Source organism: Thiomonas sp. TH-17 (assembly GCF_057473305.1).
The window spans coordinates 1-18,768 of the sequence record NZ_JBYCKI010000063.1 but is presented as its reverse complement, the minus strand read 5'-3'; the positions used below and the strand labels follow the sequence as shown (position 1 = coordinate 18,768).

At 62.9% G+C, this 18,768-nt stretch carries 18 protein-coding genes and 1 pseudogene; 3 read left to right on the top strand and 16 right to left on the bottom strand.

Translation table 11 applies throughout. The features are described 5' to 3' along the window. Window positions 1-108 (top strand): annotated as a pseudogene (locus AC2VLV_RS04255) (tRNA (uridine(34)/cytosine(34)/5-carboxymethylaminomethyluridine(34)-2'-O)-methyltransferase TrmL); the annotation flags it as partial. Window positions 109-139: 31 nt separating this feature from the next. Here the strand turns inward: AC2VLV_RS04255 and AC2VLV_RS04250 are convergent. The 5 genes from AC2VLV_RS04250 to AC2VLV_RS04230 all read right to left on the bottom strand — a co-directional run bounded on the left by AC2VLV_RS04250 (window position 140) and on the right by AC2VLV_RS04230 (window position 7,256). Continuing rightward, on the bottom strand, window positions 140-916 hold the full coding sequence (locus AC2VLV_RS04250; RefSeq protein ID WP_486988790.1) for an enoyl-CoA hydratase: 777 nt from the start codon (window positions 914-916) through the stop codon (window positions 140-142). A 67-nt stretch (window positions 917-983) separates the two neighbouring features. Beyond that, window positions 984-2,183, bottom strand: coding sequence for an acetyl-CoA C-acyltransferase (locus AC2VLV_RS04245; protein ID WP_486988789.1), 1,200 nt, complete (start codon window positions 2,181-2,183; stop codon window positions 984-986). A gap of 20 nt (window positions 2,184-2,203) precedes the next feature. After that, the gene (locus AC2VLV_RS04240; protein WP_486988788.1) at window positions 2,204-4,603 is read right to left on the bottom strand and encodes a 3-hydroxyacyl-CoA dehydrogenase/enoyl-CoA hydratase family protein; all 2,400 of its coding nucleotides are present in this window, start codon (window positions 4,601-4,603) and stop codon (window positions 2,204-2,206) included. 19 nt (window positions 4,604-4,622) lie between these two features. Continuing rightward, a complete protein-coding gene (locus AC2VLV_RS04235) occupies window positions 4,623-6,419 on the bottom strand; it encodes an acyl-CoA dehydrogenase C-terminal domain-containing protein (RefSeq protein ID WP_486988787.1) in 1,797 nt (598 codons plus the stop codon). A 48-nt stretch (window positions 6,420-6,467) separates the two neighbouring features. Then, a complete protein-coding gene (locus AC2VLV_RS04230) occupies window positions 6,468-7,256 on the bottom strand; it encodes a TetR/AcrR family transcriptional regulator (RefSeq protein WP_486988786.1) in 789 nt (262 codons plus the stop codon). Window positions 7,257-7,400: 144 nt separating this feature from the next. Here AC2VLV_RS04230 and AC2VLV_RS04225 point away from each other — a divergent pair, with 144 nt between their 5' ends. Continuing rightward, window positions 7,401-9,488, top strand: a complete 2,088-nt coding sequence (locus AC2VLV_RS04225; RefSeq protein WP_486988785.1) for a molybdopterin-containing oxidoreductase family protein — start codon at window positions 7,401-7,403, stop codon at window positions 9,486-9,488. After that, window positions 9,485-9,964: a protein tyrosine phosphatase family protein gene (locus AC2VLV_RS04220; protein WP_486988784.1), complete on the top strand. Its 480-nt coding sequence runs from the start codon at window positions 9,485-9,487 to the stop codon at window positions 9,962-9,964. Before AC2VLV_RS04225 ends, AC2VLV_RS04220 begins: the two co-directional genes overlap by 4 nt. Window positions 9,965-9,989: 25 nt before the next feature. Here the strand turns inward: AC2VLV_RS04220 and dsbD are convergent, their stop codons facing one another. The 11 genes from dsbD to secY form a co-directional block, all read right to left on the bottom strand. After that, a complete protein-coding gene (gene dsbD / locus AC2VLV_RS04215; protein ID WP_486988783.1) occupies window positions 9,990-11,954 on the bottom strand; it encodes a protein-disulfide reductase DsbD in 1,965 nt (654 codons plus the stop codon). A 172-nt stretch (window positions 11,955-12,126) separates the two neighbouring features. Next, complete coding sequence (locus tag AC2VLV_RS04210) at window positions 12,127-12,909, bottom strand: ABC transporter permease (RefSeq protein WP_013106887.1); 783 nt, start codon at window positions 12,907-12,909, stop codon at window positions 12,127-12,129. Between the two features lie 28 nt (window positions 12,910-12,937). Further along, complete coding sequence (locus AC2VLV_RS04205) at window positions 12,938-13,888, bottom strand: ATP-binding cassette domain-containing protein (protein ID WP_486988782.1); 951 nt, start codon at window positions 13,886-13,888, stop codon at window positions 12,938-12,940. A gap of 120 nt (window positions 13,889-14,008) precedes the next feature. Next, window positions 14,009-14,404, bottom strand: a complete 396-nt coding sequence (rplQ, locus tag AC2VLV_RS04200) for a 50S ribosomal protein L17 (protein ID WP_013106889.1) — start codon at window positions 14,402-14,404, stop codon at window positions 14,009-14,011. Window positions 14,405-14,502: 98 nt separating this feature from the next. Continuing rightward, window positions 14,503-15,489 carry a DNA-directed RNA polymerase subunit alpha gene (locus AC2VLV_RS04195; protein ID WP_013106890.1) on the bottom strand — a complete coding sequence of 329 codons (987 nt, stop codon included), beginning with the start codon at window positions 15,487-15,489 and terminating at the stop codon, window positions 14,503-14,505. A gap of 126 nt (window positions 15,490-15,615) precedes the next feature. Beyond that, window positions 15,616-16,239, bottom strand: coding sequence for a 30S ribosomal protein S4 (rpsD, locus tag AC2VLV_RS04190; protein ID WP_486988781.1), 624 nt, complete (start codon window positions 16,237-16,239; stop codon window positions 15,616-15,618). A 126-nt stretch (window positions 16,240-16,365) separates the two neighbouring features. Continuing rightward, window positions 16,366-16,773: a 30S ribosomal protein S11 gene (gene rpsK / locus AC2VLV_RS04185; protein WP_486988780.1), complete on the bottom strand. Its 408-nt coding sequence runs from the start codon at window positions 16,771-16,773 to the stop codon at window positions 16,366-16,368. A 16-nt stretch (window positions 16,774-16,789) separates the two neighbouring features. Continuing rightward, entirely contained in the window at window positions 16,790-17,155 is a 366-nt protein-coding gene (gene rpsM / locus AC2VLV_RS04180; RefSeq protein ID WP_486988779.1) for a 30S ribosomal protein S13, read from the bottom strand. Window positions 17,156-17,188: 33 nt separating this feature from the next. Beyond that, window positions 17,189-17,302: a 50S ribosomal protein L36 gene (gene rpmJ, locus AC2VLV_RS04175; protein WP_013106894.1), complete on the bottom strand. Its 114-nt coding sequence runs from the start codon at window positions 17,300-17,302 to the stop codon at window positions 17,189-17,191. Window positions 17,303-17,320: 18 nt separating this feature from the next. Continuing rightward, complete coding sequence (gene infA / locus AC2VLV_RS04170; protein WP_013106895.1) at window positions 17,321-17,539, bottom strand: translation initiation factor IF-1; 219 nt, start codon at window positions 17,537-17,539, stop codon at window positions 17,321-17,323. Window positions 17,540-17,548: 9 nt separating this feature from the next. Beyond that, the coding region (gene secY, locus AC2VLV_RS04165; RefSeq protein ID WP_486988778.1) for a preprotein translocase subunit SecY at window positions 17,549-18,768 on the bottom strand (1,220 nt) is incomplete at its 5' end.

Below are 18,768 nucleotides of genomic sequence, written 5' to 3'. Positions count from 1 at the left end.
CTGCGACTGCCCATGCGCGAAGGCCAGCGCAGCCTCAACCTGTCGAACTCGGTGGCTGTCGCCGTGTTCGAAGCCTGGCGGCAGAACGACTATTGCGGCGGGATCTGATGCTTGGTCATGAGAAAACCGCAGGGGCGCCTCAGGTGATGGACGAGAAGTCGGGCTTGCGCTTTTGCAAAAACGCCATCATCGCCTCGCGCGCCGCCGGTGCGCCCAGCAGCGCCTGAAACACCGCCTCTTCAGAGCGCATACGCGCCAGCACGGCCTGCGGCCCCTGATCGCCCAGGCCTTTGAGCAGGCGCTTGGTCGCCCGCACCGAGGGCGCAGGCAGACGAGAGAATTTTTCGGCCTGCGCCACGGCAAATTCACGCAGACTTTCTACCGGCAGCACGCGGTTGACCAAGCCCATGTTCAAGGCCTCGGCGGCGTCGAACGGTTCGCCCAGCAAGAGCTTTTCCGCCGCGCGCTGGTAACCGGCGATCTGCGGTAGCAGCAGGCTGGACGCCGCCTCGGGGCACAGACCCAGATGCACGAAGGGCAGCACGAACTGCGCGTCATCGGCCGCATAGACCAGATCGCAATGCATCAGCAGCGTCGTGCCCACGCCCACGGCAAAGCCTTGGGCGGCTGCGATCAGCGGTTTGTCCAGCCCGGCCAGATGGCGCAAAAACTGCAGCACCGGCGCTTCCTCGCCCTGCGGCGGCGCCGAGAGAAAGTCCTGCAGATCGTTGCCTGCGGTGAAACTGCCGCCTTCGCCCGCGATCAGCACCGCCTTCACGTCCGCGTCGGAGGCCGCGCGCTCGAAGGCCTCGTTGGCCGCTTCGTACATCGCCAGGGTCAGCGCGTTCTTCTTCTCCGGACGATTGAACACGATATGCAGCACCCCGCTGCGCAATTCCACCTGCACCTGAGTCATGATGTTGTCTCCTGTAAAAAAGCCCGGACAAGAAAACTTGCCCGGGCGTTGGCTGCGGGTTGCGTGCTCAGACGTTTTCAAAAATACCCGCAGCGCCCTGCCCCGTGCCGATGCACATGGTCACCATGCTGTATTTGGCTTTGCGGCGACGCATGCCGTAGATCGCCGTAGCCGCACGCACAGCGCCGGTGGCCCCCAGCGGGTGGCCCCAGGCGATGGCGCCGCCCAGCGGATTGAGCACCTCGGGGTTGATGCCCAGATCCTTCACCACGGCAAGCGACTGCGCGGCGAAGGCTTCGTTGAGTTCGATCCAGCCGATGTCGTCGAGCTTCAGCCCCGCTTTTTCCAGAGCCGCAGGAATGGCGAACTTCGGGCCGATGCCCATGATCTCGGGCGGCACGCCGCGCACGGCGAAACTGACGAAGCGCGCCAGCGGCACAAGGTTGAACTGTTTGAGAATCTTCTCGCTCACCAGGATGAGCGCGCCCGCGCCATCGGAAGTCTGCGAGCTGTTGCCAGCCGTCACGCTGCCCTTGGCCGCGAACACCGGCTTGAGGCGGGCCAGCGCTTCGAGCGTGGTGTCGGCGCGCGGGCCTTCGTCCACGGTCATCTTGCGGGTCTTGATATCCACCTCGGCCGTGCCCAGACGGGGAAATTTCTCGACGATGTCCAGCGGGGTGATTTCTTCGTTGAACTCGCCCGCGGCAATGCCGGCCAGCGCCTTCTGGTGCGAGGCCAGCGCGAACGCGTCCTGCTCCTCGCGGGTCACCTTCCACTGCTGCGCCACCTTCTCGGCCGTCATGCCCATGCCGTAGGCGATGCCCACATGCTCGTTGTTGGCAAAGATGGCCGGATTGAAGCTGGGATGGAAACCGCCCATGGGCACGCGGCTCATGCTCTCGGTGCCCCCGGCGATCATCACGTCGGCCTCGCCCACGCGGATGCGGTCGGCCGCCATCTGAATGGCCGTGATACCCGACGCGCAGAAGCGGTTGACGGTCACGCCGCCCACCGTGTCGGGCAGGCCGGACAGCAGCGCGCCGATGCGCGCCACATTCATGCCCTGGTCGCCCTCGGGCATGGCGCAGCCGATGATGGCGTCTTCGATCAGCTTGGGGTCGAGGTTAGGCACCTGCGCCAGCGCCGCACGGATGACGTGCACCAGCAGGTCGTCGGAACGATAGTTTTTCAGCAGCCCGCGAGGGGCCTTGCCCACCGGCGTGCGGGTGGCGGCAACGATGTAGGCGTCTTGAACTTGTTTGCTCATGTTGTTCTCCTGGTGGCGGATCAGTTACGCACCGGCTTGCCGGTCTGCAACATGCCCATGATGCGTTCCTGGGTCTTGCCCTGGCCGAGCAGTTCGCAGAAGTGCTTGCGTTCCAGCGCCATCAGCGTGACCTCGTCGGCCGGTGCGCCTTCTTCCACATCGCCGCCGCACAGCACGGTGGCGATGCGGGTGGCGATCTCGTCGTCGTAGGCGGAGATGAAGCCGCCGTCGCGCAGGTTGACCAACTGGGCGCGAATGGTGGCCACGCCGTTGCGTCCGAGCACCGGGAAAGTCTGGCCGGGCACCGGCGGACGATAGCCCGCGTCGAACATCGCCCGAGCCTGACCCACCGCCACGTGCAGCAGTTCGTGGGCATGCATGACGATGGCGTCGCTGGGCAGCAGATAGCCCAGGTTGCGGCTTTCCAGCGCCGACTTGCCCACCGTGGCCATGGCCGCGGCCTGGAAGCCCGTCTTGAGAAAATGCAGGATGTCGCCGCCCTGCGCCTGCTCTGCGGCACGGCGGGCCAGGTAAGTGAGGCCGCCACCGCCCGGAATCAGGCCGACGCCCATTTCCACCAGCCCCATATAGCTTTCGAAATGCACCACGCGCTTGGCGCAATACACGCTCAGCTCGGTGCCGCCGCCCAGGGCGATGCCGCTGACCGCGGCCACCACCGGCACCTGGGCGTAGCGCAAGGTAAGCATCATGTCCTGCAGCTTCTTTTCTTCCGGCTCGATGGCTTTGGGGCCGCCGGCCATGAAGGCGGGCATCATCGACTGCAGATCGGCCCCCGCGCTGAACGGCCCGCCCGACAGCGAGGTCGGCTGCCAGACCACCACGCCCTTGTAGCGGCCTTCGGCCAGTTCCACCGCCTTGTGCAGACCGGAGATGACCCCGGGGCCGATGGTGTTCATCTTGGTCTTGAAGCTGGCGACCAGCACGTCGTCGGCGCCGGGGGCCGTCCACAGGCGGATCGACTCGTCTTCGAACACGGTGCCGCCCGCGGTGCGCGGGTCGGGCGCGTTCTCGCCCAGCACGGCCTGCTTGAACGGCTGACGGGCATAGACCGGCAGGCTTGAGCGGCCCATGTAGGCGTTCTTCGCCGCCGAGTAAGAACCCTCGGGCTTGTGCACGCCGTCAACCTGGCTCACCCAGGCCGGCAGCGGCGCGCTGCACAGCGCCTTGCCCGCGGCGATGTCTTCGGCGATCCAGTCGGCGATCTGCTTCCAGCCTGCGGCTTGCCAGCTTTCGAACGGGCCTTCGTTCCAGCCGAAGCCCCAGCGGATGGCGAAGTCGAGGTCGCGGGCGTTGTCGGCAATGTCGGCCAGATGCAGGGCCACGTAATGCCACACATCGCGGAAGATGCTCCACAGGAACTGCGCCTGCGGATTGCTCGATTCACGCAGCAGCTTGAAACGCTCGGCCGCCGGTTTTTTCAGCATGCGCACCACGATCTCGTCGGCCTTGCCGCCGCCAGGCACGTAGTCGCCCTTGGCGGGGTCGAACTTCAGAATGTCGCGCCCGACCTTTTTGTAAAAACCGGCGCCACTCTTCTGCCCCAGCGCGCCATTGGCGACCAGCGTAGCCAGCACGGGCGGGGTGGCATAGAGCGCGGCGAAGGGGTCTTTGTCCGCGGGCAGGGTGTCCTGCATGGTCTTGATGACGTGGGCCATGGTGTCCAGGCCGACCACGTCGGAGGTGCGGAAGGTTGCGCTCTTGGCGCGGCCCAGTTTGCTGCCGGTGAGGTCGTCGATGACGTCGAAACCCAGACCGAATTTCTCGCCCTCCTTGATGACCGCCAGAATGGAGAACACGCCCACGCGGTTGGCGACGAAGTTCGGTGTGTCCTTGGCGCGCACCACGCCCTTGCCCAGGGTGGTGGTGAGGAAGGTTTCGAGCCGGTCGAGAATGGCGCCGTCGGTGCCTGCAGTGGGGATGAGTTCCACCAGATGCATATAGCGCGGCGGGTTGAAGAAATGCACGCCGCAGAAGCGGCGGCGCAATTCGGCGTCGAAGCCCTCCGACAGCGCAGTGATGGACAGGCCCGAGGTGTTGGAGGCGAAGATGGTGTTCGCGCCCAGATGCGGCGTGACCTTTTTGTACAGATCGTGCTTCCAGTCCATGCGCTCGGCAATGGCCTCGATCACCAGATCGCAGCCCTGCAGCAGTTCGAGGTCGGTCTCGTAGTTGGCCTCGGTGATCAGGCCGGCCTCGGCCGCGTCGCCCAGCGGCGCCGGGCTGAGTTTCTTGAGGTTGGCCACGGCCTTGGTCACGATGCCGTTTTTGCTGCCTTCTTTGGCAGGCAGGTCGAACAGCACCACCGGCACCCGGGCGTTGATGCAATGGGCGGCGATCTGCGCGCCCATCACACCAGCGCCGAGTACGGCGACTTTGCGGATGTGTATCGTCTGTGTCATGTCAGCTCCTTCGGGGGATTCAGGCGAACACCGCCTCGGTGTCCATCAAGTTCTTTGCGCCGCTGCGTGCCATGCGGATCGCGGCGGCGGATTCGGGATACAGGCGCCCGAAGTAAAAGCGCGCCGTCTGCAGCTTGGCCTGGTAGAAGGGCGAATCGTTGCCTTCAGCAATCTTGCGCTGCGCCACCTGCGCCATGCGGGCGAAGGCGTAGGCAAACACCACATGACCGGCCACGCGCAGATACGGCACGGCGGCAGCGCCGACTTCGTCCTTGTCAGCCATGGCCTTCATGCCCAGTTCCATGGTGAGTTTTTGCACCTTGTCGGCCAGATCGGCCAGCGGGTTGACGAACTCCTGCATGGCCTCGTTGACGCCTTCTTCTTCGATGAAATCGGTGAGGATCTTGCCGAACTTGCGCAGCCGCGCACCGCCGTCCATCAACACCTTTCGGCCCAGCAGGTCGAGCGACTGGATGGTGTTGGTGCCCTCATAGATCAGGTTGATGCGGGCGTCGCGCACGAATTGCTCCATGCCCCATTCGCGGATGTAGCCGTGCCCGCCGAACACCTGCAGGCATTCGTTGGTGGCCTGCAGGCCGTTGTCGGTGATGAAGGCCTTGACGATGGGGGTAAGCAGCGAGACGAGATCGTCGGCCTCCTTGCGCACCTCGGCGTCCGGGTGGTGCAGCGACTGGTCGAGCAGCAGCGAAATCCAGTACGCCAGAAAGCGCCCGCCCTCGGCCCAGGCGCGCGCGGTGAGCAACATGCGGCGCACGTCGGGATGCACCAGAATGGGATCGGCCGGTTTGTCGGGCGCCTTCGGCCCGGTGAGGGCGCGCATCTGCAGCCGGTCGCGGGCGTAGGCCAGCGCGTTTTGGTACGCCACTTCGGTGAGGCCCAGCGACTGCATGCCCACGCCGAGACGGGCGCCGTTCATCATCACGAACATGGCCGCCAGGCCCTTGTTGGGCTCGCCCACCATCCAGCCGGTGGCGTCTTCCAGCGTCATCTGGCAAGTGGAGTTGGCGTGAATGCCCATCTTGTGTTCGATGCCGGAGCAGAAAATGCCGTTGCGCGCGCCCACGCCCGCATCGGCGGTCGGCACGAACTTGGGCACGATGAACAGCGAAATACCCTTGCTGCCCTCAGGCGCACCCGGCAGCTTGGCCAGCACCATGTGCACGATGTTGTCAGCCAGGTCATGTTCACCGCTGGAGATGAAGATTTTTTGACCGCTGATCTTGTAGCTGCCGCCTTCCTGCGGCACGGCCTTGGTGCGAATCAGGCCGAGGTCGGTGCCACAATGCGGCTCGGTCAGGCACATGGTGCCCGTCCACTCTCCGGCCACCAGCTTGGGCATATAGAGCGCCTTCTGCTCGGCGCTGCCATGCACGTTCAGCAATTCCGTCACGCCCTGCGTGAGACCGGGATACATGGTCCAGGCCTGGTTGGCGGCGTTCTGCATCTCGTGCACCGCGCTGCCCACCAAGTGCGGCAGGCCCTGACCGCCGAATTCCGCGTCGGCCGTCAGGCTGGTCCACCCCGCTTGCACGAACTGATCCCACGCCGCTTTGAAACCCTTGGGCGTGGTTACGGCATGAGTGGCGGCGTCGTAATGGCAGCCCTCGGCATCGCCGCTGGCGTTAAGCGGCTGCAGCACCTCGCTGCAGAACTTGCCCGCCTCTTCGCACACTTGGTTGATCAGGTCGGCATCGACCTCGGCATAGGGCGGCAGCTCCTTGAGCAGAGTGGTGGCGTCGAGCACTTCGTGCATGACGAACTTCATATCGCGCAAAGGCGGGTTGTATTGGGGCATATCTGTCTCCTGAAAATCGTGAATCGAAAAACCGGCTCAAAAACTGGCTCAATGGGGGGCGGAGTCGCTCGCGGCGCGCTCCTTGGCCAGACAAGGCAAAAGCAGGGGCAGCCCTTCGGGCGTGGCGTGGTCGCGCAGCAGCGCGTCAAGGCTGCGGCAGGCCAGCTCGAGGCTGTTGGGCAGCTTGAGCAGCCGGGCGTCGTGATGCAGCGCCAGGATGTAGCCGTGAATCTGGAACATGAGCTGCTGCGGATCGGTGCCGGGCTTGAGATGGCCGACCTCGATGGCCTGCACGATGGCGCGGCGCACCGCGTCGTGCCAAGTCTGGATCATGGCGACCAGCGCGTCGCGTACCGTGCCCGGGCGGTCGTCGAATTCCACCGCGCTGGAGATGTAGATGCAGCCGGTCTCCATTTCCACGCTTACCCGCTGCAGCCAGCGCTGCACCATCGCCGCCAGACGCGGCATGCCGCGCGGCTGCTCGATGGCGCGGTAAAACACCTCTTGCTCGAACAGGTCGTGATAGTGGCGGATAACCGCGATCTGCAATTCCTCGCGCGAGCCGAAATGGGCGAACACGCCCGATTTGCTCATTTCCATGCGGTCGGCAAGCACCCCGATGGACAAGCCCTCCAGCCCGATGCGCCCGGCCATTTGCAGCGCGCAGTCGATGATGGCCTGCCGCGTCTGCCGCCCTTTGGCTGAACCGCTGCCGATCGGCTCGACTGGCAGGCTTGCGCTTACGCCGCGCTTTGCCACCGCTTTTACCGCCGTTTTGGCGCCCGCCGTTCGGTGCGGCGTGCGGCGCGGAGAGATAGGGGAGTGACTGGCGGTCATTTTTGTCGTGTGGGGGAGGGATCGGTAAAAAAACGAACGGTCGTACTATTTCCGATTCTCGCCACTTTGTCAACCGCTAACTGCGATCAGGGGATTTGCCGCCTAAACTGAGGTGCTAACTCCCTGACTTCAAAAACCGTCGCCATGCCCGACTCTTCCAACGCAGTCTCCGCCCAAGACACCCTCGTGCGCGCCGCCTGCCCGCACGACTGCCCCGACACCTGCGCCCTGCTCGTCACCGTGCGAGACGGCGTGGCTATCAGCGTGCGCGGCGATCCCGACCATCCCCCCACGCACGGCGCGCTGTGCGCCAAGGTCTCGCGCTATACCGAGCGCACCTATCACCCGGACCGGTTGCTGCAGCCGATGAAGCGAGTCGGCCCCAAAGGCACCGGGCAGTTCGCCCCGGTGAGCTGGGACGAAGCGCTGGACGACATCGCCGCCCGGCTCAAAGAGATCGCCGCCCGCGACCCGCAGGCCATCCTGCCCTACTCCTACGGCGGCACGCTGGGTTTCGTGCAGAGCGAAAGCATGGCGGCGCGCTTTTTTCACAAGCTCGGCGCCAGCCTGCTCGACCGCACCATTTGCTCCACTGCGGGCGAGGCCGGGCTCAAGGCGGTGATCGGCGGCAAGATGGGGCTGGACGTCGAGCAGTTCGAGCACAGCAAGCTCATCGTCATCTGGGGCAGCAACAGCATCACCAGCAATCTGCATTTCTGGACTTACGCGCAACGCGCCAAACGCCATGGCGCCAAGCTGGTGTGCATCGACCCCTGGCGCAACGACACCGCCGAGAAGTGCCACGAGCATCTGCAACTGCGCCCCGGCACCGACGCCGCGCTGGCCTACGCCCTGATGCACGAACTGGTCAAACACGACTGGCTCGATCACGACTACATCGCACAGCACACCGTGGGCTTCGACGCCCTGCGCCAGCGCGCGCTGGAGTGGCCGCCCGAGCGAGCCGCCGAGGTCTGCGGCGTTTCCGCCGGGCAAATCCACCAACTGGCGCGCGACTACGGCACGCTCACCCCGGCGGCCATCCGCATGAACTACGGCTTGCAGCGCGTGCGCGGCGGCGCCAATGCGGTGCGCGCCATCGCCTGCCTGCCGGCGCTCGTGGGCGCCTGGCGGCACGATGCCGGCGGTCTGCTGATGTCGAGCTCGAATCATTTCGCTGCCAACGGCAAGGCGCTTGAACGTCCCGATCTGCTGGCCGGACGCGCTCCGCGCACACTCAATATGGTGACCATCGGCGACGATCTGCTGCGACCGGGCTCAATCGAATTCGGCCCGAAGATCGAGGCCATGATCGTCTACAACAGCAATCCGCTGGCGGTTGCGCCCGAAGGCGACAAGGTGCGCGCCGGTTTCGCCCGCGACGATCTGTTCACCGTGGTGCTGGAGCATTTCCAGACCGATACCGCCGACTACGCCGACTACCTGCTGCCGGCCACCACCCAGCTCGAACATCTGGACGTGCACAAGTCGTACGGCCACCGCTACTGGATGGCGAACAACCCGGCCATTGCGCCACTGGGGCAGGCCAAACCGAATACCGAAATTTTCCGCCTGCTGGCCGCGCGCCTGGGTTTCAACGACCCCTGCTTTGCCGAGAGCGACGAGCAGATCGCCGCGCAGGCCATTGCCCCCGATCCGCGCAATGGCAGCATTCACTGGGCATCTTTACAAGCCAGCGGCTGGGCCAAGCTGCCCGGCGCCGCCGCCCCGTTTGCGCAGGGCGGTTTTCCCACGCCTTCGGGCAAGTGCGAATTCTGGTCGCAGCGCGAGGCCGACGCCGGACGCGACCCCTTGCCCGAGGTGCTGCTGCCCTACGAATCTGTCGCCTCTGCGCCAGAGCTTGCCACGCGCTACCCGCTGGCGATGATCTCGCCCCCGGCGCGCAACTTCCTCAACTCCAGCTTCGTCAATGTCGACAGCCTGCGCAAACTCGAAGGCGAACCCGCGCTGCTCATCCACCCGGAAGACGCCGCAGCGCGCAACATCGTCGATGGCCAGAGCGTGCGCGCCTTCAACGGCCGCGGCGCCAGCCTCTACCGCGCACGCGTCAGCACCCGCACGCGCCCCGGCCAGATCGTGGGTCTGGGCATCTGGTGGCGCAAGCTCTCCCCCGATGGCAACAACGTCAATGCCCTCACCCACCAGCGCTTGACCGATCTGGGCAACGGACCGTGCTTCTACGACTGCCTGGTGGAAGTGGCCGCAGCGTGACCGAGACAGCGCCGCTGCGCTTTGACGCCGAAAACACCTTCGCGGCATTCGAAGGTCTTTGGTGCTCTGGCCAGCTCAGCGCCGCCGACATTGCCCGCCTGCCTGCTCTGGGCGTGGCCACGGTCATCAACCTCGCGCTGCCGACGTCTTCCAATGCCTTGGTCGGCGAAGCCGAACAGGTGACGGCATTGGGGATGAACTATGTGCACATCCCGGTGCTGTGGGATGCGCCTAAGCCTGCGCAGTTTGAGCAGTTCGCCGGGGTGATGGCTGCACTCGGGCAACAGCCCGTCTGGCTGCATTGCGCCAAAAATATGCGGGCGTCGGTCTTCGTCTATCTCTACCGTCGGCTCATTCGTGGCGAAACCGAAGACCAAGCGTCGTGGCCGATGTCGCAGATCTGGACACCGAACCCGGTCTGGCAGCAGTGGATCAGCGCAGTGCGCGCGGCACACGGCCACGGCGCAGCGCACTGATCTCTGCCAAGCGTCGAAACCGCGCTCAAACCCCCGCGCGCTGCATCGACGCCAGGAAGGTCTTGGCATTCTCGAAGCCCACCACGCGGCCCACTTCCTTGCCGTCCTTGAAGAAGATGATGCCCGGCGGGCCGAACAGCTGGAAGCGCTTGAGCAGCGCCTTGTCATCGGCGGTGTTGTTCGTCACGTCGGCCTGAATCAGCGTAAAGCCCGCCATCTGCTGCGCCACCGCCGGGTCGGTGAAGGTGAAGTGCTCCATTTCCTTGCACGACACGCACCAGTCGGCGTAGAAGTCGAGCATCACGGGCTTGCTGCTGCTGGCGACCACACGGTCGAGATCGGCCACCGTGTGAATGCGCTGAAACTGCACCGCGGGCGCGGCGCTCACAGCGCCCGCTGCGCCACCGCCCAGCCCGCCGAGCGGCTGCAGCAGATTACGGTTGCCCGCCGCCAGGCCGACGATCAGCGCCGCGCCCGCCACGGCCAACGCCACACCAAAGCCCTTGAACACCCGCTTCCAGCCCGAAACCTCATCGGGCAGCCGGTCAAACACCCGCAGGAAGCTGGCGCTGATAAGGAATAGCAGAGCCCACAGCACCATCAGCAGCCAGGTCGGCAGAACCGGGGCGATCATGTACAGCGCGGTGGCGATGAGCAGCACACCGAAGAAGGCCTTGACGCCATCCATCCATCCGCCCGCCTTGGGCAGCAAAGTGCCCGCGCCCAGACCAACCAGCAACAACGGCACGCTCATGCCCGCCGCCAGCGAGAACAGCGCCACCCCACCGATGAGTGCGTTGCCGGTCTGGCTGATGTAGAGCAGCGCGCCGGCCAGCGGCGCGGCCACGCAGGGCCCGACGATGAGCGCCGAAATGCCGCCCATGATGAAGACCCCGGCAAAGTGTCCGCCCTGCATCTTGTCTGAGGTGGACGACAACTTGCTCTGCAGACTGCTGGGCACTTGCAGTTCGTAGAAACCGAACATCGACAGCGACAACACCACGAGCAACAAGGCGAAGACCGATAGCACCCAGGGGTTCTGCAAGGAGGCCGCCAGCCCTTGGCCCAGCAGACCGGCCGCCACGCCAAAGGCCGTATACACAATGGCCATGCCCAGCGAATAGGCCACGGCCAGGGCGAAGCCACGCCCGCGGGACACTTTGTCGCCCTGCCCCACGATGATGCTCGACAGAATGGGAATCATCGGCAGCACGCAGGGCGTGAAGGCCAGCAGCAGACCGAACACCAGGAACATGGGAATGATGCTGAGCAGGCTGCCCGACGCCAGCGCCTGACCAATGCGCGACGAGTCGCCACCCTGGGCGACAGGGGCCGCTGCAGCGGTGACGGCCGAGGCCGTTGCGGCCGGAGCTGGCGCCGCCGGTTGTGCCGCACTGGTGCCAGCCATCAAGCCCTGTACCAGGCCGCTGGCCTCGCTGCCGCTTGCCGCGGGTGCGCTACCGCTGTCGTCGTCGGGTTCGGAAATGCTCACTGTTCCGCTGCCGCCAAACCCGCTGAGACTGACGGTGGCGAGCTTTTCGATCGGCGGGTAGCAAAGCCCCGCGTCGGCGCAGCCCTGATACGTCACCAACATCTTGAAGGTGGCCGGCGCCTTCAGCACGGGCAGGGGAATCGGCACCAGTCCGCGGTAATGAAACACCTCGTGACCGAGGTTTTTATCGAAGATTTTGTGCGCCGGAGGAAATTCTGGTTTGCCGAGTTCCACGCCCGGCGTCTGCGATTCGAAATGGAACCGTTCCTGGTACAGGTAATACCCGTCGTGCGCCTTGAACTGCAGCAACACCGTCTTGGCATCCTGCACTTTGGCGGTGAACTGGAAGGCTTCGTCCGGGGGCAGGAAATCGGCCTGCTGAGCGTGCGCCACGGGCTGCAAAACGCCGGCCCAGAGCAGGAAAAAGCCCAGCACAGCACGACTGAGCCCTGCCCAGAAACGCGGTGCTCGCGAAGTGGATGGAATGCTGTGGCGCATGAACGGTCTCCCTTGTCTTATCGTTTGGTCGCGTGCCGCATGAAATCCTGACAGCCAGTCAGGCGTCGCGCAGACGTCGAAGGTGAAATATAAGTCCAGTGGCATATTTGAATGCCTTAGGGCTTGCCCTGCTGCACCCGCCGAATTACCCGGCATCGGCGCTGGGGCGCTCTCAGGCCCGAAAGCGTCGCTGCGTCAGCGTGCGCGCCACCCACCAGGCCAGCAGTAAATCAAACACCAGCACGGCCAGATGCAAACCACCCTGCGGATCGAATTGTCCGAAAAACAGCGGGCGCACCAGTTCGACTGCGGCGTTCAGGGGCAGTACCTGCGCCAGCCACTGCAGCGGCTGCGGCAGCGCGGTCAGCGGAAAATACACGCCGGACAGAAACGTCATCGGCGTGAGTACCAGGGTGAAGTAGTAGGTGAAAAAGTCGTAACCGCGCGCCTTGGCGTTGACGATGAGACCGATGGCGGAAAACACCAGCCCGGTGAGCAGCAGCAAGGGCAGCGCGATGAGCAGCGTCCACTGTCGGCTGATGCCCAGAACCACGATGACCGCAAGAATGGCCACGCCGCTGAACACGGACTTGGTCGCCGCCCAGGTGAGTTCACCCAGCAGAACGTCGTCAAGAGAGGTGGGGGTGACACGGATGGCGTCCCAGGTTTTTTGCACATGCATGCGTGAAAACGCGGAATACAGCGCCTCGAAACTCGCGGCCATCATCACGCTCATGCAGATCGCGCCGGAGGCGAGAAACTGGATGTAGGGCACGCCATGAACCGTGCCGACCAGGGCGCCCACGCCAAACCCAAAGGCCAAAAGGGTGATCAGAGGCTCCGCGATATTGCCGATCAGACTGGGAATGGCGAGCTTCTTCCAAACCAGAAAGTTGCGTTGCCAAATGGGGAAGAAGCGCCACCTGTGGCGCTCAAGCAGAGTGAGATCAGACATGGTGTATCGGCAGGTCGGGCGCGCCTCGTCAATCGCGCAGTTGCCGCCCGGTGAGTTTGAGGAAAACGTCTTCGAGATTGGCGCGGCGGTGCAAGACCCGCAGGCCGGGCAGCGCCTCCAGCGCGCGCAAGGCCTCGGCGCCGTGCGTCATGTAGGCGAACAAGCCATCGCCGCTGCGCTCCAGTCGTTGCACATGCGGGCGCAGCAATTGCTCCGCGGTGTCGAGCCCCTCGCCATCCATCTCGATGACTTCGGCTTCGACCTGAGCGGCGATCAGGCCGCGGGGCGTGTCTTCTGCGATGCGGCGACCGTGGTCGAGCACCAGAATGCGATGACACAGGCGTTCGGCCTCGTCCATGAAATGCGTCGTGAGCAGGAGCGATTTGCCCTGCGCGGTCAGCACTTTGAGGCGCTCCCAGATCAGGTGGCGGGCCTGCGGATCGAGGCCGGTGGTCGGTTCGTCCAGAAAGATCAGGTCCGGATCATTGACCAGCGCCCGCGCCAGACTCAGCCGCCGCCGCATGCCCCCGGACAACTCGCTGATGCGCGCCCGCGCTTTTGATTCGAGCGCGGCGAACGCCAGCAACTGCGGCAGACGCGGACGCAACTCGGCGTCGCGCAAGCCGAAGTAACGACCAAAGACCAACAGGTTTTCTTCCACCGTGAAGTCGGGATCGAGGCTGTCGAACTGCGTCACCACCCCCACACGCAGGCGGGCCTGCCGGGCCGCCTGCGGCACGGGCTGCCCCATCAGCCGAATCTGCCCGCGATCAGGCCGCGCCAGGCCGAGGCAAAGCTGAATGGTGGTGGTTTTTCCGGCGCCGTTAGGGCCGATGATGCCGTAACACTCGCCGCGCGACAGCCGCAGACTCAGGCCATCGACCACCTGCAGTTCCCCGTAGCTCTTATTGACCTGATCGAGTTCAAGCAGTACGGAGGGTGCGGGTGCATCGGGCAGGCGGGCTGTGCTTTCTGGCATGGTGAGCATGCTACGGGCTCGCTGTGAAAGCTGCTTCAGCCATGAAAAACGCCAGCAACTGCTGGCGCTTTTCGGGATGACGGCGAGTGGGCCCGCCACTGCCATCAGGTTCAACTTGGCTTATTCCGACTTGTCTTCGGCCGGCGCAGCGTCCACGTCGGGACGGTCAACGAGTTCAATAAGCGCCATCGGCGCGTTGTCACCCACGCGAAAGCCGAACTTCAGCGTGCGTGTGTAACCGCCCGGACGAGTCTGATAACGGGGACCGAGCACGTTGAACAACTTGGCCACAGAGTCCCGGTTGCGAAGGCGGTCAAACGCCAGACGGCGGTTGGCCAGCGAGGGCTTTTTACCCAGGGTGATCAGGGGCTCGACCACGGCGCGCAATTCCTTGGCCTTGGGCAGCGTGGTTTTGATGGCCTCGTGTTCGATCAGCGAATTGGCCATGTTGCGAAACATGGCCTTGCGATGGCTGGAGGTGCGATTGAGTTTGCGAAGTCCGTTTCCGTGACGCATGGTGCTTTCCTTTCCTTATGAATCAGGCCAGCCGGATCAGGTACTGGCCCTGCACTGCCGGGTACTCCACCCGGCAAATCGAGAACGCTGAGGATTGCTCAGCGCTTGTCCAGACCGCTGGGCGGCCAGTTATCGAGCTTCATGCCCAGCGTCAGACCGCGCGCTGCGAGCACTTCCTTGATTTCGTTGAGCGACTTGCGACCCAGGTTGGGGGTCTTGAGCAGTTCGGTTTCGCTGCGCTGAATCAGGTCGCCGATGTAATAGATGTTCTCGGCCTTGAGGCAGTTGGCCGAGCGCACCGTCAGTTCGAGCTCATCAACCGGGCGCAGCAGGATCGGATCGTAGGTCTGACCACCAGCCGCCGCCTCGGCGGCCTCGGTGGTCTCAGCGCCCTCGAGGCTGGCAAATACGGACAACTGCTCAACCAGAATGCGCGCAGACGAACGAATGGCTTCTTCCGCGCTGATCACGCCGTTGGTCTCGATTTCCATGACCAGCTTGTCCAGATCGGTACGCTGCTCCACGCGGGCGCTTTCGACGGCATAGCTGACGCGGCGCACTGGCGAGAACGAAGCATCGAGCACGATATGACCAATGCTCTTGCCGCCTTCTTCGCCGAAGTTTCGCAGGGTGCCGGGCACATAGCCGCGGCCCTTCTCGACCTTGATCTGCATGTCGAGCTTGCCGCCTTGCGACAGATGCGCAATGACGTGATCCGGATTGATGATCTCGACATCGTGAGGCGTCTGGATGTCGGCAGCAGTCACTACGCCTTCGCCTTCCTTGCGCAGCGAAAGGGTGACTTCGTCACGGTTGTGCAGCTTGAGCACCACGCCTTTGAGGTTGAGCAGCACGCCGATCACATCTTCCTGCAGGCCGTCGACCACAGAGTACTCGTGGAGCACGCCGTTAATGCTGACCTCGGTCGGCGCATAGCCCACCAGCGACGACAGCATGACGCGGCGCAGCGCGTTGCCAAGGGTGTGTCCGTAGCCGCGCTCGAAAGGTTCGAGCACCACTTTGGAACGGTTGTGACCGAGAGATTCGACCTGAATCGACTTGGGGCGAAGAAGTGCAGTTTGCATGAGGCTTCCTGTTCAATACCCTCCGCACGTTACGCGGATAAGGCTGAGGTGAGCGGCCGCTGCCAGCATTGGCAAGGCTCGGGCGAGACAAAAACACACCCCGGATGCCCGAGGTGGAAATAAAAATTAACGCGAGTACAACTCGATGATCAGTGACTCGTTGATGTCGTTGGCAAACTCATCACGGTCCGGGGCCTTCTTGAAGACGCCTTCCATCTTGGCGCCATCGACCTGCACCCAGGCGGGGAAGCCATTCGACTCGGCCAACTTCACAGACTCCTGGATGCGGGCTTGATTGCGCGATTTTTCGCGCACTGCGACCACGTCGCCCGTCTTCACCAGCGCCGAGGGGATGTTCAACATTTTGCCGTTGACGGTAATCGAACGATGACTGACCAACTGACGCGCTTCGGCGCGGGTAGAGCCATAACCCATGCGATACACCACATTGTCGAGACGCGACTCCAGCAGGATGAGCAGATTGTTGCCGGTATTGCCAGAGCGACGTTGCGCTTCTTCGTAATAACGGCGGAACTGGCGCTCAAGCACGCCATACATACGCTTGACCTTCTGCTTTTCACGCAGTTGCTTGCCGTAGTCGGACGTGCGAGCACCGGAAGTGCGGCCGTGCTGACCCGGTTTAGTTTCGAGCTTGACCTTGGAGTCAATACCGCGACGCGCGCTCTTGAGAAAGAGGTCTGCGCCTTCGCGACGGGTGAGTTTGCCTTTGGCACCAATAAAACGAGCCACTTGGAATTCCTTTCAATACTGCCATGCCGTGAATTGCATGGGAGCCCGAACATTCGGGCAGTGGGCTTGAAAACGCGCCCAAGACCGTCTAAACAGCCAAAGGGCGCGGAGATAGTTCAACAAAAATCAGACGCGGCGGCGCTTCGGCGGGCGGCAGCCGTTGTGCGGTACCGGAGTCACATCTTCAATCAGCGTGACCTTGATACCGAGGTTGTTCAGCGCGCGCACCGACGACTCGCGACCCGGGCCCGGCCCTTTGATGAAGACTTCCAGGTTCTTGATACCGTATTCCAGCGCCACACGTCCCGCCTGCTCGGCAGCAACCTGCGCCGCAAACGGTGTAGATTTACGCGAACCTTTAAAGCCTTGCGCACCCGAAGACGATGCCGACAGCGCGTTGCCCTGACGGTCGGTGATGGTGATGATGGTGTTGTTGAACGACGCGTGAACGTGCGCAATGCCGTCAGAGACGTTCTTGCGAACCTTCTTACGGGCGCGCTGGGCTGCGGAGTTCTGGGAAGACGGTTTAGCCATTTGCGATGTTCCTTACTTATTTCTTCAGCGTGATGCTGCCCTTGCGCGGTCCCTTGCGGGTGCGGGCATTGGTGCGGGTGCGCTGACCACGCACGGGCAGGCCGCGACGATGACGGAAGCCACGATAGCAGCCCAGATCCATCAGGCGCTTGATGTTGACGGAGATCTCGCGACGCAGGTCGCCCTCGATGGTGAGCTTGCCGATGGCATCGCGCACCTTCTCCAGGTCGGCGTCGGACAGATCCTTGATCCGCTTGTTGTAGGGAACGCCCGAAGCATCACAAATGGCGCGCGCGGTGGTGCGACCAATGCCGTAAATCGCCGTGAGGCCGATTTCGGAGTGTTGATGTGGCGGAATGTTAATACCAGCAATACGTGCCATTGAATACCTCGAACTTCAAAAAATGATTTGTGCTCAACCCTGGCGCTGCTTGTGACGCGGGTCAGTGCAAATCACGCGCACAACACCTTTGCGACGAATAATCTTGCAATTACGGCACATTTTTTTAACCGATGCGCTCACTCTCATGATGATCCTCTCTTACTCTTACTTGGCGCGGAACACAATCCGCGCACGTGACAAATCGTAGGGCGTCAGCTCAACCGTGACCTTGTCGCCCGGAAGAATGCGGATGTAATGCATGCGCATTTTTCCGGAGATATGCCCCAAAACCGTGTGGCCGTTTTCCAGCTTGACGCGGAAGGTTGCGTTCGGGAGATTTTCGAGAATCTCCCCCTGCATCTGAATGACATCGTCCTTGGCCATAAAACTCCGTTAACGCACCCCGCCAAGACCCGATTTGAAATTGGCTTTTTTCAGCAGAGCATCGTACTGATGCGACATGGCATAAGCTTGAACTTGCGCCATGAAATCCATGGTGACCACCACAATGATCAGCAGCGAAGTACCACCAAAGCTGAACGGCACATTGTATTTCAATACAAGAAACTCCGGCAGCAGGCAGACCAAAGTGATGTAAATCGCACCCACCAACGTCAGACGCATCAACACCTTGTCAATGAATTTGGCGGTCTGCTCACCCGGACGAATGCCGGGAATGAACGCCCCACCTTTTTTGAGCTGGTCGGCGGTTTCGCGACTATTGAAAACTAGTGCCGTGTAGAAAAAAGCGAAGAAAATGATCGCAGCGGCGTACAACAGAATGTAGAGCGGTTGCCCTGGCGAGAGGGCGCCTGAAATATCCTTCAACCAGCCCATTCCTTTGGCAGCACCGAACCAGCTCACCGCAGTTGCCGGAAGCAGAATGATGGAGGACGCAAAAATCGGCGGGATCACGCCTGCCATATTCAACTTCAGGGGCAGGTGCGAGCTTTGCCCGCCATAGACCTTGTTACCCACCTGCCGCCGCGCGTAGTTCACCAGAATCTTGCGCTGACCCCGCTCGACAAATACCACGAAGTAGGTCACCAGCACCACGATGGCCAAGACGAACAGCGCTACCAATACACTCATCGCGCCCGTACTGACCAACTCCATCAGACCGGCAATCGCGGAAGGCAAGCCAGCCACAATACCCGCGAAAATAATGATCGAAATACCATTACCTAGACCGCGCTCGGTGATTTGCTCACCCAGCCACATCAGAAACATGGTGCCAGACGTCAGTGTCAGCACAGCAGAGAGCTGAAAACCGATGCCAGGGCTGATGACCAAACCAGGAGAAGCCTGCAGGGCCACCGCGATACCGAAGGACTGAAAAAGCGCCAGTACCAAGGTGAAATAGCGCGTGTACTGCGTCGTCTTGCGTCGCCCTGCCTCACCTTCCTTTTTGAGCGCCTCAAGCGAGGGCACAACGTAGGTGAGCAATTGCATGATGATCGACGCCGAGATATACGGCATGATCCCCAACGCAAACACCGTGAAGCGTGCCAGCGCTCCACCCGAGAACATATTGAACAGGCCCAGAATGCCGCTCGAATTGTTCTGGAAAAGTTGCTGCAGATGCGTCGGATCGATTCCGGGCACAGGGATGT